This window comes from Algoriphagus ratkowskyi, assembly GCF_002150505.1.
GTDB lineage: Bacteria > Bacteroidota > Bacteroidia > Cytophagales > Cyclobacteriaceae > Algoriphagus > Algoriphagus ratkowskyi.
Genome location: NZ_MSSV01000026.1, coordinates 24,828 through 40,613, shown reverse-complemented (window position 1 = coordinate 40,613; position 15,786 = coordinate 24,828). Strand labels below are relative to the sequence as shown.

At 38.4% G+C, this 15,786-nt stretch carries 13 protein-coding genes and 1 riboswitch; of the genes, 3 read left to right on the top strand and 10 right to left on the bottom strand.

The annotated features are described in order from the left end of the window. Complete coding sequence (locus BVH02_RS19335; RefSeq protein ID WP_086503117.1) at positions 1–855, bottom strand: hydroxymethylglutaryl-CoA lyase; 855 nt, start codon at positions 853–855, stop codon at positions 1–3. 337 nt (positions 856–1,192) lie between these two features. On the opposite strand from BVH02_RS19335, the gene BVH02_RS19330 reads away from it, so the two are divergent. After that, complete coding sequence (locus BVH02_RS19330) at positions 1,193–1,720, top strand: hypothetical protein (RefSeq protein ID WP_086503116.1); 528 nt, start codon at positions 1,193–1,195, stop codon at positions 1,718–1,720. Positions 1,721–1,887: 167 nt separating this feature from the next. Here the strand turns inward: BVH02_RS19330 and metF are convergent, their stop codons facing one another. The 5 genes from metF to BVH02_RS19305 form a co-directional block, all read right to left on the bottom strand. Then, positions 1,888–2,841: a methylenetetrahydrofolate reductase [NAD(P)H] gene (gene metF, locus BVH02_RS19325; RefSeq protein ID WP_086503115.1), complete on the bottom strand. Its 954-nt coding sequence runs from the start codon at positions 2,839–2,841 to the stop codon at positions 1,888–1,890. Between the two features lie 114 nt (positions 2,842–2,955). Further along, on the bottom strand, positions 2,956–5,652 hold the full coding sequence (metH, locus tag BVH02_RS19320; protein ID WP_086503114.1) for a methionine synthase: 2,697 nt from the start codon (positions 5,650–5,652) through the stop codon (positions 2,956–2,958). Between the two features lie 4 nt (positions 5,653–5,656). Continuing rightward, a complete protein-coding gene (locus BVH02_RS19315; protein ID WP_086503113.1) occupies positions 5,657–6,709 on the bottom strand; it encodes a homocysteine S-methyltransferase family protein in 1,053 nt (350 codons plus the stop codon). Between the two features lie 65 nt (positions 6,710–6,774). After that, positions 6,775–6,874: riboswitch (SAM riboswitch) on the bottom strand. Positions 6,875–6,964: 90 nt separating this feature from the next. After that, positions 6,965–8,281: a hypothetical protein gene (locus BVH02_RS19310; protein ID WP_223271760.1), complete on the bottom strand. Its 1,317-nt coding sequence runs from the start codon at positions 8,279–8,281 to the stop codon at positions 6,965–6,967. 68 nt (positions 8,282–8,349) lie between these two features. Continuing rightward, positions 8,350–10,281 (bottom strand): hybrid sensor histidine kinase/response regulator, encoded by a 1,932-nt coding sequence (locus tag BVH02_RS19305; RefSeq protein WP_158093915.1) that lies wholly within the window; start codon positions 10,279–10,281, stop codon positions 8,350–8,352. Positions 10,282–10,514: 233 nt separating this feature from the next. On the opposite strand from BVH02_RS19305, the gene BVH02_RS19300 reads away from it, so the two are divergent. After that, positions 10,515–10,835, top strand: coding sequence for a YbjQ family protein (locus BVH02_RS19300; RefSeq protein WP_086503111.1), 321 nt, complete (start codon positions 10,515–10,517; stop codon positions 10,833–10,835). An 18-nt stretch (positions 10,836–10,853) separates the two neighbouring features. Here BVH02_RS19300 and BVH02_RS19295 read toward each other — a convergent pair whose 3' ends face one another. Genes BVH02_RS19295 through BVH02_RS19280 form a run of 4 tightly spaced genes read right to left on the bottom strand, consistent with a single transcriptional unit; the run spans position 10,854 to position 13,729 of the window. After that, a complete protein-coding gene (locus tag BVH02_RS19295; protein WP_086503110.1) occupies positions 10,854–11,096 on the bottom strand; it encodes a (2Fe-2S) ferredoxin domain-containing protein in 243 nt (80 codons plus the stop codon). Then, positions 11,096–12,349 (bottom strand): DUF819 family protein, encoded by a 1,254-nt coding sequence (locus BVH02_RS19290; RefSeq protein ID WP_086503109.1) that lies wholly within the window; start codon positions 12,347–12,349, stop codon positions 11,096–11,098. The genes BVH02_RS19295 and BVH02_RS19290 overlap by 1 nt, the downstream gene beginning before the upstream one ends. A 56-nt stretch (positions 12,350–12,405) precedes the next feature. Further along, positions 12,406–13,044 carry an NUDIX hydrolase gene (locus tag BVH02_RS19285; RefSeq protein WP_086503108.1) on the bottom strand — a complete coding sequence of 213 codons (639 nt, stop codon included), beginning with the start codon at positions 13,042–13,044 and terminating at the stop codon, positions 12,406–12,408. Between the two features lies 1 nt (position 13,045). Beyond that, complete coding sequence (locus BVH02_RS19280) at positions 13,046–13,729, bottom strand: hypothetical protein (protein ID WP_086503107.1); 684 nt, start codon at positions 13,727–13,729, stop codon at positions 13,046–13,048. Between the two features lie 315 nt (positions 13,730–14,044). Here BVH02_RS19280 and aceK point away from each other — a divergent pair, with 315 nt between their 5' ends. After that, on the top strand, positions 14,045–15,772 hold the full coding sequence (gene aceK / locus BVH02_RS19270; protein ID WP_086503105.1) for a bifunctional isocitrate dehydrogenase kinase/phosphatase: 1,728 nt from the start codon (positions 14,045–14,047) through the stop codon (positions 15,770–15,772). Positions 15,773–15,786: the final 14 nt, after the last annotated feature.

Sequence of the window (15,786 nt, the reverse complement as noted above, 5' to 3'; positions counted from 1 at the left end):
CTAGTATGGATTAAAAACAAACCCAGCCAACTTCATTGCCTCTCCAAATTCCGCTCTATTAAGTTTTAGATCAAAACCAGAAGCTTCTAAAGTCTCAATCATCACCTCTGTAGCCATATTACCAACTAATTCATCCTTGGCCATCGGGCAACCTCCAAATCCTTTGAGTGCTCCATCAAATCTTCTACAACCCGCTTTTGCTCCTGCTCGTACTTTGGCCGCAATATCCTCTGGCCTGCTATGGAGATGCGCACCAAATTCAATATGAGGAAAAGCAGAAATCTGAAGACTTAGCAAACTGGTAATCAAGGCTGGATCAGCCACTCCAATCGTATCAGATAAAGAGATTATTTTCACACCCAACTGATCTAATTTGTCAACAAACCCGGCGACTAACTCCGGTGAATAGCGATCTCCATAGGGATTTCCAAAGCCCATACTCAGGTAGGTGACCAATGTTTTTCCTTTTACTTCGCAGAGATTTTGAATCTCTTCTACTGTGATTAATGCCTGTTTGATACTAGCATTAGTATTTCGCTTTTGAAAAGTCTCCGAGACAGAAAGCGGAAAACCTAGGTAATCAATCTCTGGAAATTCCATTGCATCCTCTGCCCCTCGCACATTGGCGACAATAGCAAGAAGCTTACTCTTAGAATTATGTAGATCTAGCAAACTCAACACTTCAGCCGTGTCCCGCATTTGAGGGATCGCTTTAGGGCTCACAAAACTCCCAAAATCTATCGTATCAAAGCCAACTTCCAGCAGTTGATTGATGTAAGCCGCTTTAATCGCTGTATCTATAAAAGCGGGAATTCCCTGCATCGCATCCCGTGGACATTCTATCAGTTTAATCATCCTCCAAGTTACCAAATACCCCTTATTCTCCCGCCCTAAATAAATAACAAAAGCATGTTTAAGTCAAATTGACACAAACAATGTTCAGGTAGGATTCACATAGGACTAAAGAGGCAGAATGCTTGAAATATGGAAATATTGGGCAATAATTTTCATAATTTGGGGATTAATTTTAAAGTTACTATTCGCAACTATTTCACCTAAAACGCCTATTAGTGCAGTTAGGACTACATTCTAGTTAATTACCGTGTAGAAACGAAAGCTTGGTGACAGTATTGCAAACATTCTTAATAGAATTAACCATCAAAACCTTTTTACATTTAAAACTAACTTTAAAATGAAAACGAAAGCAACTTTAATTATCGGAGCAGTAGTAGCTACAGTAGCCTTATACTCGTGTGAGACCAAAAATTACACAGAAGCGGATAGAGTTCAGGCAACAAAGAATTTAGAAAACTATGTGGATAGCGTAGAAAGAGCTGTTAAAACTGTACCAGTCCATAATTGGTCTTGGATCGATGAAAGATTTGATAGCTTAGAGTCTAGAGCAGACAAAGTTTACAAAGACTTAGATGTCGAAGATGACAACTTAGAAATGCTTGAGGAACGTTACGAAGTAGCAATTAAAAACGGAAAAGCAGAAGCCGATAACTTCGAAAGAACTGCCAAGATGCATATGGACAATGTCGATAACTGGTGGGGAAAAACTTCGACTAATATGAAGGATGGAACTAAAGTTATAGCAAAAGATATTGAAACTGCTACTAAAGAAAGTATGGATTGGTTAGATAAAAACTTTGACAAACTAAGTGATGACACTAAGAGAAAATATGAGAAAATCACTGTAAATCTTCAAAGAGACTAATTTACAAACCACTAACATCTAAAAGCCTTCTGAACATAATTCAGAAGGCTTTTTTTATATTAATCAAATAACATGTCCGCCATTTGGGTCTACACAAATTGCCAAAGTCATTTATACTATTTCAATTTTGAAGACACACGAAAATGGATATGAGTCCAATATCCTAGTTAAAATATTTCCTTCGCAATTTTATACGTAGTATCAGCTTTACTCATGGTGTAGAAATGAAGTGATGGAACACCCTTTTTCACCAATTCCTTGGACTGCTGAATTGACCACTCAATTCCAACTTCTTTGACTTCAGCATTGGTTTTACACTTTTCCAATTCATCCATCAACAGATCTGGCAAGTCCAAGAAGAATGTTCTCGGAAGCATAGTGATTTGTCCTAAAGTTGTAATCGGCTTGATTCCAGGAATGATCGGCACGGTAATTCCTGCTGCCCTAACATCAGCGACAAATTTGAAAAATTTCTCATTATCAAAAAACATCTGTGTCACGATATACTCTGCTCCTTTTTCAACTTTTTCTTTCAAATATTTCAAATCAAATCGTAAAGAAGGAGCTTCAAAATGCTTCTCAGGATACCCAGCCACACCTACACAAAAATCAGTTTGAAACCCAATTTCCGTTTCTTCATGGAGATATCTACCCTCATTCATCATCTTAATCTGTTCTACCAATTCACTGGCAAAACCATGACCATCAATTTCTGGGATAAATTTCCCTTCAGTTTTAGGAGCATCTCCACGAAGTGCTAGAACATTCTCTACACCTATAAAGTTAAGATCAATCAATGCATTTTCTGTTTCCTCCTTGGTAAATCCGCCGCACAAAATATGCGGAACTGCATCAATATGAAAGCGATTCATTATAGCCGCACAGATTCCAACAGTCCCAGGCCTCTTTTTGGTACTTATTTTTTGTAGCAATCCATTTGGATGCTTCTTGTAAATGAATTCTTCTCTGTGATAGGTCACATCTACAAAGGGAGGATTGAAATCCATCAAAGGGGCAATTCCTTCAAGTAATTCTTTCAAACTTTGACCTTTTAGCGGAGGTAATATTTCAAAGGAAAATAGCGTCTTTGTAGCGCTCCCCAAGTGTTCTGTGATTTTCATCTGTTAGTAGTTGCTTTATTAAAGTCTGAATACCTGTCCCGGAATCGTTTTGGTGGGATTTCTCGCAAGGCAAATAATCATACCATTGCATGGCGATTACTGTCATTCTGGGTTTCAGGCAGTAGGTTCGACAAGGGTTAAATTAGGTTGATATGCTAGATTTGGAGAAAGTGCACGCTCAGCATCACGAAGCGTCATACCTTTACGTTTAGCATAACTTGCCACTTGATCCTCTCCTATTTTGCCAAGACCGAAATACTTACTCTCAGGATTGCCAAAGAAAAATCCAGATACAGAAGATGTTGGATACATTGCAAAGCTCGAAGTGAGTTCTATACCAATCTGATTTTCCATATCTAATAGCCTAGAAATTGTACCCTTTTCAGAGTGTTCTGGACAGGCAGGATATCCTGGAGCAGGGCGAATTCCAGCGTATTCTTCACGAATCAAGGAGTCATTTTCTAGATTTTCATCTTCAGAATAGCCCCAATACTCCTTTCTCACCAATTCATGCAGGTATTCCGCAGTAGCCTCGGCAAGCCGGTCTGCTATTGATTTGAACATGATATCATTGTAGTCATCCCCATCTTTTTGGAATTCAGCCAATTTTGTTTCCATGCCCGTACCTGAAGTCACTGCAAAACAGCCTAGGTAGTCTTTCTCAGTTGGATGCAGATAGTCAGCTAATGACCTATTTGGAACTCCCCTTCCTTTTTTACCTTGCTGCCGCAAAAAATGGAAGGATGCCACTGGATTACCATCTACATCTAAAACTGTAGCATCATCTTCAGACCGTACTACAGGATAAAGCCCAAATACTGCATTCGCAGTAAGCCACTTTTCAGCAATGGCTTGATCAAGCATTTCATTGGCTTCATCGTAAACTTTCTTTGCCTCAGCTCCTACTACAGGATCTGAGAATATCTTTGGGAATTTTCCACTGAGCATCCAAGTATTGAAAAATGGTGTCCAATCTATATACTTTCGAACTACGTTTAGATCAAGATCTTTCAGTACCGTTCTACCCAATTTCTTTGGAACAACAGGTGTATATGAACTCCATTCAATTTCCACTGGATTGGCCTTAGCTTGCTCATAAGTGACCAATTGCTTTATCGATTGCTTAGCTTCATGATCTACACGGAGCTGCTGGTAGATTTCTTTGTATTTTATTCGATACGCTTCCTTTGTATCCGGTGAGATTGCTTCTCCTGCGATAGGCACTGACTTACTTGCATCCATCACGTGCACAACTGTTCCACTATAAATTGGGTCAATCTTCACAGCTGTGTGAATTCTTGATGTCGTCGCTCCTCCTATAAGTAGTGGAATCTTAATTCCCTGACGCTCCATTTCGGATGCCACGTTCACCATTTCGTCTAATGAAGGTGTGATCAAGCCACTCAAACCTATGATATCAACATTATTCTTTACTGCTTCGTCGATGATTTTCTGAGCATCCACCATCACTCCCAAATCAATGATTTGATAACTATTGCACGCTAAAACTACACCTACTATATTTTTACCAATATCATGAACATCTCCTTTTACAGTTGCCAAAAGGATCTTTTTCAAGGAAGATTTCTCCTCTCCTTCTCCAGGCAAAGGCATAAATGGTTCTAAATAAGCCACGGCCTTTTTCATCACCCGCGCAGATTTCACCACCTGAGGAAGGAACATTTTACCCTCTCCAAAAAGATCGCCCACCACATTCATCCCATCCATCAATGGTCCTTCTATGACTTTCAATGGGTTTTTATATTCAATTCTAGCTTCCTCTGTATCCTCAATAATAAAGTCCAAAATTCCCTTCACTAGTGCATGTTCCATCCTTTTTGAAACAGGATCTGAACGCCAAGCTTCATTTACAACTTCCTTCTTATCTGCTGATTTTACAGTTTCAGCAAAGTCAAGCATCCGCTCAGTCGCATCTTCTCTTCTATCAAAAAGAACATCTTCGACCCGCTCCAGCAAGTCTTTTGGAATATCATCGTAAATCTCAAGCATTGAAGGATTTACAATTCCCATATCCATCCCGCTCTTGATCGCATGATATAAGAATGCAGCATGCATCGCTTCTCTCACAGGATTGTTCCCACGGAATGAAAAACTCACATTACTTACTCCACCACTCACTTTGGCTCCAGGAAGATTCTTTTTAATCCACTTTGTCGCATTGAAAAAATCTACCGCATTCTTGCGATGCTCGTCCATCCCAGTAGCCACTGGGAAGATATTGGGATCAAAAATAATGTCCTGTGGATTGAACTTGATTTTGTCTACCAAAACCCTGTAGCTCCTCTCACAGATTTCAATTCGTCTTTCGTACGTATCTGCTTGACCTTTTTCATCAAAAGCCATCACAACTACTGCAGCTCCAAATTTCTTAACTGTTTTAGCTTGCTCGATAAATTCTTCCTCACCGTTTTTCAGAGAAATAGAATTCACAATTCCTTTGCCTTGCACGCACTTCAATCCCGCTACAATAATCTTCCATTTGGAGCTATCGATCATAATTGGGATTTTACAAATCTCGGGTTCTGAAGCGATGAGATTAAGAAATTTCACCATCGCAAACTCACCGTCGAGCATACCTTCGTCCATACAGACATCCAGCACTTGAGCACCTCCTCGCACTTGATCCAATGCGACTTCTAGTGCTTCATCATAATTTCCATTCAATATCAAGCGCGCAAATTTCTTTGAGCCCGTAATATTTGTCCTCTCGCCAATATTAACAAAATTGATTTCCGGAGTGAAAACTAAAGGCTCTAAGCCCGAAAGTTTCATGTAATTGTTTCTAGCCATCTTCTCAGTCCAACGTTTCTTCTAATTCCACTTCTTGAATTTTTCTAGGCTGAAAATTAGCAGCCATTTGTGCCAAGGCTGAGATATGCTCTGGCGTAGTTCCGCAGCATCCTCCCAGTATATTTAGCATTCCCTCCTTCAAAAAGTCTCTAACCTGATCAGCCATTTCATTTGCTCCTTGATCATATTGACCAAATTCATTTGGCAAACCTGCATTTGGATAAGCACTCACAAAGAATGGTGCATTTTGAGCCAGCACCTTCAAATAGGGTCTCAATTCTTTAGCGCCCAGTGCACAATTCAATCCGACTGAAAGTAAAGGAACATGTGATATGGAGATCAAAAATGCCTCTGTGGTCTGCCCTGAAAGGGTACGACCTGATGCATCCGTAATTGTCCCAGATATCATTATCGGAATTCCGCCATCTTTTGGATCTAATGGAATATTTCTTTCCTCATATACACCTTGTATCGCATACAAAGCTGCTTTGGCATTCAACGTATCAAAAATCGTCTCTACCAATATGATATCTACTCCACCGTCTAGCAGACCTCTCACTTGCTCTGAGTATGCTTCTGCCAACTGGTCAAAAGTAACCGCACGGTAGCCAGGGTCATTTACATCTGGAGATAGTGATGCAGTTCTATTCGTTGGACCTATTGCTCCAGCTACAAAGCGGGGCTTATCGGGATTTATAGCAGTAAATTCATCTGCTATTTCTCTGGCCAATTTTGCAGATTCTATATTAATTGAATAGGCCAAATGAGAGAGATTGTAGTCAGCCTGAGCGATTGTTGTTGCAGAGAAGGTATTTGTCTCTATAATATCTGCTCCAGCTTTAAAGTATTCAGCATGAATATCCTTGATGATCTGAGGTTTGCTTAGAGATAGAAGGTCATTATTTCCCTTTAGGGATTTGGGATGTGAGGCAAGCTCGGGGGTTCTAAAATCCTCCTCAGTGAGGGTATATCGTTGAATCATGGTTCCCATTGCTCCATCGAGTATTAAAATACGCTGAGAAAGTTGTTGTAGTAGGGATTCCGTTCTGTTTTGCATACTAATTTTTTATTAATTAAAAAGCTTGTCGAGCAAAACACGGAAAGTAGTACAAAGTACTAGTCCGCTCATCTGTTCCCGATTAAATCAGGATGGGAGTTAGCACCTTAATTACAGGTTGCTAAGACGTCGTCGGGCCCTTCCCTCGGTCTTTCTCGATAAGCAATCCAAAGTTAATAGCATTTTGATAAAAAAATAGGAGAATTGCCTAAAAGAACTCAGTAAAAGCTTAATTAAATTGTCAAAAAAATAAAATCAGGGTCTTATTCCTACTCCAAAGCTCATATATGAACCTGACATAAAGCTTGACATGCTGAAATCTCCAAGTTTATAATTTGCTAAAGGAAGTTCATACCCAGCCGTAGCTGTAAACACCAAGTCAAAAAGTTTTCGTTTAGTCATTGGGATTCCATATTCTGCAAAAACTTCAGGCTTCAGCATCAAGCCACTATTTCTCAAATAGCCATCAAATTTTCTCTGCTCAAACAACTCTGGAAAATCAGGTTTATCGTTAGTCAGTAGTGTATAGCGAATATTTCCATACCCAAGACCTACTAATGTCCCAATTCCAAAATTTCTAAATTCAATCAAATTATACCCGATATTTCCATAAACCCTCAAGCTATTCAGAGAATGATTTTTATCACTGTTTGCTGCGCCTTTCAATGCGAGATTATAGAGTTCTGCTCCATAAAGCATTCGATTGGTATTTCCTAGAATCCTCAAGCCCCAGTTGGACGGCGCACCAGTTAAGGGATTCAGACCTGCATCTTCCAATTTTCTATTAAAATCATTTGCATTGGTGAAGTGAATACCGCGAATAAGTGAAATTCCAATACTAGCATCTTTGTAGAAAAAATTTCGGTCAGGAAGTGAAATTCCAGCGCCTACTCTTACAAATGCTCCACTTTGAGTATTGTCAAAATTGATTCCATTCATATTCCATTTTCCAGCCAAAGGACTAAAAGAATAACCTAATTTGGAAATAAGTTTTACCGCCTCAGGTCTGCCTGGCAAGTCAAAATCATAACTCAATTGGAAGCCTATTTCTGTTAAGAAATTCCCATAATGAAATGTCCCTCTTTGAATATCTTTTTTCCTAAGTACAAAGCCTTGCTCTGGGTTGTCTAAAAAAGCCTCTAAATCTTTAGGTCGATCGGTAGGAAGCATTTGAAAATTTAAAAAACCAACACCCAATGACATGTAATGAATCAACTGGAAAGGAGACTCTTCCGTAAATGCATATCCAACATTCACTAAAGCTCTGGAAGTCCTATAGTTCATCGAAAACTCATCGAACTCATTCACTCCACCTCTATTATGCAAAACATCAAGTCCTAAAATAAAATCGTTGATTCGGGCTTGATAACCCAATCCTATTGTTTGATACCTACTTCTTAAACCAGATAAACCACGCTCACTTAGCATTTCATCAAACTGATTCAGTTTGCCTCCTGAGGTACCTACCAAAGCATAGAAGGTAGATCGCTTGGTCATCAGTTGTTGCCCGTGTAGTTCTACAGCGCTTAAAAAAACAATGAACAGAACTATGTATCTATAAAAAAGAGGCATTGAAGAGATGATTTGTATTAGGTTGGGCGATCCGAAGGCTCACAGGCAAAATTAATGCTAAACCTTAATCAACTTAATTCTTTCCAATTAAGATATTGAGATAATTTCCCATATAGCCCTTCAGGAGTGAATGGTTTTTCTATAAAATCATTAATTCTGTTTTCTTCCATCTCCTCTCTTATCTCAAGGTAAGAACTGGCAGAAAGAAGTAAAATTGGCACTTCTCTTTTTTGTATATCCTTAGTCGATCGTATCCATTTAGCTACTTTAAATCCATCGATTATTGGCATTTGAATATCTAAAAGGACAATATCAAACTCGCCCTGCTCAAACTCATCGATTGCCTCCTGCCCATCTGAAGCAATGATAAGATTACCCACATGCCATTTTTTCAAAAACTTCTTAATCAATATTTGGTTAACCAGATTGTCTTCAGCCACTAAAATAGAGGCTTTCTGCAAAGATTTCTTAGTAGTTTCTAGCTCCTGAGTATTAGTAAAAATATATTCTTCCACAGGTATAAATTTCAAGGAAAATTCAAAAACAGTCCCAACATGGAGAGTTGAAGACACTTTAATTTCGGAGTCGTGAAGTTCTATCAATCTTTTAACAATAGCTAATCCTAGTCCCGTGCCTCCAAAATTTCGAGTGGTAGACGAAGTTGCTTGGGTAAACGCCTCAAAAATTGAACTCATTTTATCATTAGAAATACCTATCCCCGTATCCTCAATCCTAAAATTAATTTTGCATTTATTCACTTGAGAATTCACCAGCTTCAAAATTATTTTGACTTGTCCTTTAGCTGTAAACTTGATCGCATTGGAGAGCAAATTATTTATAATTTGACTAATCCGAACTGGATCACCCAATAAATGTTGCGGTATTTTACTATCTATTTCAGTGCTTATGTTCACACCCTTTATCCTGCCTTGGAAACTATAAGAATGTGCTATCCGATTGATTAAATCTCTCAAATCGAATGGAGCTTGTTCTAATTCAATTTTTCCAGATTCGATTTTAGTAAAATCTAGGATTCCATTGATTAAAACCATAAGATTCTCTACGGAAAACTGCAATGTTTTCAAAGTTTCCAATTGATCCTCTCTAGGATTATCAACCATAAGAAAATGGGTCAATCCTAGTAAAGCATTTATAGGAGTTTTGATCTCATGACTCATTATCGAAAGGAATTGAGACTTCGCAAGTGAAGCCTGCTCTGCCCTTTCTTTAGCATCGAGCAAATCTTTTTGAGTTTGCTTTAACTCTGTAATATCTCGGGCTACACCTATGTAGGAACGTTTATTAGTACCCTTTTCAAAAACCATTTTTCCGTTTGACCCAAAGACTATAAAATCTCCATTTACATGTTTGATTCGGAATTCTAAGTATTGGTTTTCATCCAGAAAATCACTCATTTCACCCCTAACAGATTGAAGTGCATCCAAATCTTCTGGATTGAGGTAATTAATAATACTTGTACCAATCACTAAATCCGCATCATAGCCTACAAATTGCCTAACATTTGGAGAAATATATTCCAATTCCAGTGTGTCAGAAAGTGAGAAAATGATCTCTGTGGACTTTTCTACCAATGTTCTGTACTTCTCTTCTGATTTTAAGAGAATCAGTTTCGCTCGCTGTTCCTGGGCATATTTCTCCGAGAGAAACTTCATATCATGTGCTCTTACAATTAGAAACCGATCGGTATAGCTAGATGGCAAATTTGTAAATGACCATTCATATTGCTGATTATCAAATATCTTTGGTTGAAGGGATTCTATTAGTGTATTTTTAGGAACATTACCAGTATCAAAAAATAAATTAAGTGAAGATACTAGCTCCTCATCCTGGAATACCTCCCTCCAAAAATCAGAAATTGGAATAAAATTATCAATGAAAAACTTATTGAAAAAAATTATTTCTTCAGACTCAATAATAAATAAAGGACTATTTATTTCATTGAATACATCAGAAATATCAAATTGATTGAATTGATTCATGGTCTTAATTCTCAAGAAATTCTCGTCTCTTTGACAGAAATTTAGCATTAATATTTTAAACTAATATCATGAAAATTATATTTGAAAAACAATTAGTTAACCCTCAACTTATTTTAACTCTATAAAAGTTAAGGACAGAATGATGGAATATGCTAGCTAATCAAGCTACAAACCTTTAGAGCAGTAACTTCGTGAAGTCAACTATTAAAAATTCAATTTACTAACTCATTACTATGATTGTAACAACCACTAACTCATTAGACGGCTACAGTGTGGACCAATACTTAGGAATTGTAACTGGAGAGACAATAATAGGCGCTAACATATTTAAAGACTTTTTCGCAAGTATCACAGACATCGTTGGAGGACGTTCCTCTGCTTATGAGCGTGTACTGAGAGAAGCAAAAGCTACCGCGATGACAGAAATGGAAATGCAGGCGAGGGCTTTTGGCGCCAATGCAATCATCGGAATTGACCTAGATTATGAAACGATACGAGAAGGAATGCTCATGGTCACTGCAAGTGGCACGGCTGTGAAAGTATTAAAGCATTAACGTATAAGTCCAAATTTCTCAGGACTTTTTTATTTGAGTCAAAACTTTTTCAGCACTTGTGTTTTTACAGAAATAATCGCCTACTATAACATTAGGTGCGGTTTTACACATATCCATGCATTTGGTTTTAATGAATTTGCAGCTTCCCTTTAAGGGAACTTCATCAGTCACTTCCTTGAGTTCCTTATATAGCTTTTTGGCTCCAGCCTTTTTACAGTCGGATCCGGTACATACAAAAATTAACTTTCTAAAATGTTTCATTATCCTACTGATATAGCCTGCATCATCAATCCACAAAGATACGCACCATAAGTGCCTGCTGCATATCCTAGCACAGCCAGAAGCACACCAACTGGCGCAAGTGACGCATCAAAAGCTGCTGCTACTATAGGTGCTGATGCAGCTCCGCCTACATTTGCCTGCGATCCTACCGCTACGTAGAAGAATGGGGCTTTGATTATAAAAGCAACAATGAGCATAATAATAATGTGGAAAAACATCCAAACTATTCCGACAACAAATAAAAGTGGATTGTCAAGTACAGCTCCCAAGTCCATCTGCATGCCTATAGTAGCAATAAGCACATATAATAATACACTTCCCATTCGCGAGGCTCCTGCACCTTCAAGTTTTCTAGCTCTGGTAAATGACAGTAAAAGACCCGCCGTTGTGGCGATCACCACGATCCAGAAAAATGCAGAATCTAGGGAAAATTGTTTTAAACCAGGATAATTATCGCCAATAAAAGGGGCAATATAATCTGCCAGCAAATGCGCAAACCCGGTAACACCGAAGCCCACTCCTAGAATTATCATGGTATCCGAAAGCGTTGGGATTTTCATTAATCCTTTTCTGAATTCTTCAATTTTATCTCTCAATTCATAGATTTTAGTGCTGTCAGCCTTGAAAATCTTATCTATCTTCTCGGGCTTGGCTGCCCAATAGAGCAATACAGCCATCCACAGGTTTGCTACAAGTACGTCCACTGCGATCATCTGACTGAAAAGTGCTGGACTTGGTCCAAAAACCTCCAGCATTGCAGTCTGATTTGCACCTCCTCCTATCCAAGAACCCGCTATGGTAGAGAGACCTCTCCAAATCTCATCTGGCCCACTACCTCCCAAAAGTTCAGGAAACAGAAAGCCCACACTCAGCAAGGCCAAAGGACCTCCTAACATAATCCCAACAGTTCCAGCCAAAAACATGGTAAGTGCTTTGGGACCAAGTTTCAATATCCCCTTGATGTCTATACTTATGGTAAAGAGAACCAATGAAGCAGGTAATAAATACCTGCTTGCTACTTTATAAAGCGATGAACTTTCGCCTGAGATCAATCCGAAGGAATTAGCTAGTGCTGGAATAAAATAACAAAGAAGTACCGTAGGAACTACGCGATAGAATTTAGTCCAAAATGGTTTATCACTCGCAGATGTAACGAAAATGATTGCCAAAATCGTCATCAACAAACCAAAAACTACAGCATCATTGGTAAGTAAAGGGGTATTTTCTTCCATTATAGTGGGGATAATCAATTGCAACAATACCAACAATTGATCAAAAAGCCCAAAATCTATTTCCTTCCATTTTCAAGAATCTGGAGCAATTCACTGATAATCATTGCTGTGGCTCCCCAAACCATTTCTTTTTCCACTTCAAAATACGGTGTATCCAGACGAAAATTATCACTGAACTCTAATACCTTTTGCTTGCGCAGCGTGGGCTCATAGAATGTACTAATGGCAGTTTGGATGATTCTCGCAACTTCTCTTTCCTCTGGGACAAAATCAGGAATAATCTCAGAATAACCCAGAATCGGTGAGACCAAAAAGTTACTCGTCGGAATAAATAAATTGCTCATTCTACCAATCAGCTTAACCTGTTCCGGCAAAATCCCAACTTCTTCCCAAGCTTCACGCAGGGCTGTTTCTACTTCATCGGCATCTTCCTCCTCCATCTTTCCACCAGGAAAAGCTATTTGCCCACTGTGAACGCCAAGATATTCAGGCCTTTTGATCAATGGGAAAAATGCTTTTCCTTCAAAAGGATATAGAAGAATCAATACAGAGCCTTTACGATAATTTGAGGGAAGTTTTGCGTCAAACCTCCGCAGATCCACAGGGCTAGGTGACATGGAAAGCTGCGCTTCTTTGCCAGGAAGTGGATATTTCATTCCATTTTCTAGCAATTTTAGCACGCTTTTAAAATCCATATTAGCTTAAATCTACCTGCTTGATTTTAGCATTCAAGTATGATTGAGGATCGTACGATTGTGAAACTTTTACAAATCGAAATTGCTTCAAATTATGGTCCACTACATTAATCAACCAAGCCATCGGTCTGTAACCTGCCTCCTCCTGAAAAAATCCAAACACTAGAAATTCTTGATCGTTCAGCCATAAACCTTCTTCAAACATTCCAGAAGGACCCATAAAAAGCAATCGTTCCTTCATCCCATCTCCTCTATACCAAACAACCTCAGAATCAGGATTGAGGAACGGTTCATCGATTGCGTCTTGCGCTTCTACCTTATAACTGTAAATATCCATAGTTCCATTTCCAGCAGGATGCGGAATCTGATAAGGAAAAAGCGGGTCATCTTTAAGAATGGGATTACGCTCAGGCATTTCCATAGGATCAATAGAGTCGGTCATTACCAATTCAAATTGCTTGGAATCAAAGTCACCAAGATTATTTCCCCAGTGTGTTTTCCAGTTTTTAATTTGCGTTAACCCTTGGTCAATTTGAGCTTTATTCCGACTCAACTCATCCTCGTCAATTGATATAATTCCAGTAAGATCTTCAGTACCTTTTTCTTTGTTGTCACAAGCAAAAACAAAGAATACGGCAACACTTAGGGTAGCAAAATAAGTAGAAGTAAATTTCAGGCTCCTCATGGATGGTTTATTTAAGAAGGTTAAGCTAAGTCTTGAAGCTCAAAAATCAAAAAAGGTTGAGACATTGTCCCAACCTTTTCCTGCTCTCAAACCTATTAAACCTATTGTAGATATTCGTTTTATGAATACCTCCGAAAATTATAAAATGTTTTCATATACTCCAAACAATCGATTGCGAAAGATTTTCGAAATTATATTTCCCCATTAAATTCAGAAGATAAACCCCTATAAATCAAGGAATTTTATTTCGTCAAACTATAAAAAATATTTTACTCTAATTTTAGCTTTTCCTAAAGTTCGAATCAATTAAATCATATGGCTTCAAAACTCGCATTCTTATTAGCACAGAAAATAGAAACTGGCTTCGTCACTTATATGGAGCTTTTCAATACGTACACCCGACTAGCACCCACTTATTTTAGCGAAAAAGCATGGCATGCCACACATCTTAACAATAAGCAAAGACTTCGACTTTATAAAGATTTACTTTTCCCGTTAGCAGCTGAATGCTCAGTGATGTTGGGTGAAAAAACTGGAGATTCGGCAAGCTGGGTAGAGATCAAGTCTGAGTACCAACTACTGATTGCAAACAGACCAGATCTTGAATTGGCAGAAACGTTCTTTAATTCGGTAATCAGAAAAGCATTCCCAAAAATGACCATCGATGACGAGTTGATGTTTGTGATGGAAGGCTTTGACTCTTGTGCTGTCAGAGAATCTGAAGAATTGCTGCGGACCTACCCCTCATTTTTCGGACTAGAAAAAAATATCCGACAGATCCTTGAAGATTATGACTTCGGAGCACCATTTATGGATAAGGAGCAAGACATCAGATTTCTGATTTCCAGTGTCAAAAAAGTAATTCTAACGCGATACAGAGTTGGACCTGATACTAAAACTCAAATTCTAAAATCAGTCTTCTATAGAAATAAGGCTGCTTATTTAATTGGAAGAACCTTTCTAGGACATAAATGGATGCCATTTATCATTCCTGTCGTACATGGTGACAAAGGTGTGTTTGTGGACACCTTGATTTTTGATCCAAATCTGATGAGCAGTATGTTCAGCTTTACTCGTTCATATTTTATGGTACAGGCTGAAGTTCCCTCTCAGGTAGTTGGATTTCTTAGTTCAGTGATTCCTCATAAGAAAATTCATGAACTCTATAACGCCATAGGTTTCAATAAGCATGGAAAAACACTTTTCTATAGAGACTACTTACATCACCTCGAAGCTAGCACGGATCAATTCGAAGTAGCTGCGGGCATCAAAGGAATGGTAATGACGGTATTCACCTTACCTTCATTGAATATAGTTTTTAAGATGATCAAGGATCATTTTGAACCTCCAAAAAACATGACCCGACAAGAAGTGCGGGAAAAATACAAGCTGGTATCTCTCCATGATCGAGTGGGAAGAATGGCAGATACCCACGAATTTGAATACTTCAAAATACCGAAAGAAAGAATCAGTTCTGAATTAATGATTGAACTTCGAAAAACAGTCAACTCACATCTAAAAATTACTGATTCACATTTAATTATCAAGCATTTGTATACGGAGAGAAGAATGGAACCTTTAAACATTTTTCTAGGGAATTGTAGTACCGAGGAAGGTCTAAGAGCTGCAGAAGATTATGGAAGAGCGATCCTTCAATTGGCCCAAGCGAATATTTTCCCTGGCGATATGATGACCAAAAACTTTGGGCTTACTCGTCAAAAACGTGTGATTTTTTATGATTACGATGAGATTGAGTTTTTAACAGATATGAATTTCCGAGAGAAGCCAAAAGCAGAAACCTACGAACAGATTTATGCGCCAGAACCCTGGTATTCCATTGCAAAAAATGATGTGTTTCCTGAGGATTTTAAGCGTTGGATGATTGGAAGAAAGGATCTCAAAGATCATTTTCTAGACTACCATAAAGACCTTTTTAATCCTACTTATTGGCAAGAAATTCAACGCAGAATAAAAAATGGTGAGTTAATTCATGCGTTTCCTTATCCGGATGAAATCCGATTCCGACCGGGAGAAAAAATTTAAGTATGAAACTTTAT

Excerpts from the sequence above, each read along its gene's own strand:
- BVH02_RS19335 (WP_086503117.1), bottom strand. The coding sequence starts at position 855 with ATGATTAAACTGATAGAATGTCCACGGGATGCGATGCAGGGAATTCCC.
- aceK (WP_086503105.1), top strand. The coding sequence starts at position 14,045 with ATGGCTTCAAAACTCGCATTCTTATTAGCACAGAAAATAGAAACTGGC.
- metF (WP_086503115.1), bottom strand. The coding sequence starts at position 2,841 with ATGAAAATCACAGAACACTTGGGGAGCGCTACAAAGACGCTATTTTCC.
- BVH02_RS19285 (WP_086503108.1), bottom strand. The coding sequence starts at position 13,044 with ATGGATTTTAAAAGCGTGCTAAAATTGCTAGAAAATGGAATGAAATAT.
- BVH02_RS19305 (WP_158093915.1), bottom strand. The coding sequence starts at position 10,281 with ATGAATCAATTCAATCAATTTGATATTTCTGATGTATTCAATGAAATA.
- BVH02_RS19280 (WP_086503107.1), bottom strand. The coding sequence starts at position 13,729 with ATGAGGAGCCTGAAATTTACTTCTACTTATTTTGCTACCCTAAGTGTT.
- BVH02_RS19300 (WP_086503111.1), top strand. The coding sequence starts at position 10,515 with ATGATTGTAACAACCACTAACTCATTAGACGGCTACAGTGTGGACCAA.
- metH (WP_086503114.1), bottom strand. The coding sequence starts at position 5,652 with ATGGCTAGAAACAATTACATGAAACTTTCGGGCTTAGAGCCTTTAGTT.
- BVH02_RS19330 (WP_086503116.1), top strand. The coding sequence starts at position 1,193 with ATGAAAACGAAAGCAACTTTAATTATCGGAGCAGTAGTAGCTACAGTA.
- BVH02_RS19315 (WP_086503113.1), bottom strand. The coding sequence starts at position 6,709 with ATGCAAAACAGAACGGAATCCCTACTACAACAACTTTCTCAGCGTATT.
- BVH02_RS19295 (WP_086503110.1), bottom strand. The coding sequence starts at position 11,096 with ATGAAACATTTTAGAAAGTTAATTTTTGTATGTACCGGATCCGACTGT.
- BVH02_RS19310 (WP_223271760.1), bottom strand. The coding sequence starts at position 8,281 with ATGCCTCTTTTTTATAGATACATAGTTCTGTTCATTGTTTTTTTAAGC.
- BVH02_RS19290 (WP_086503109.1), bottom strand. The coding sequence starts at position 12,349 with ATGGAAGAAAATACCCCTTTACTTACCAATGATGCTGTAGTTTTTGGT.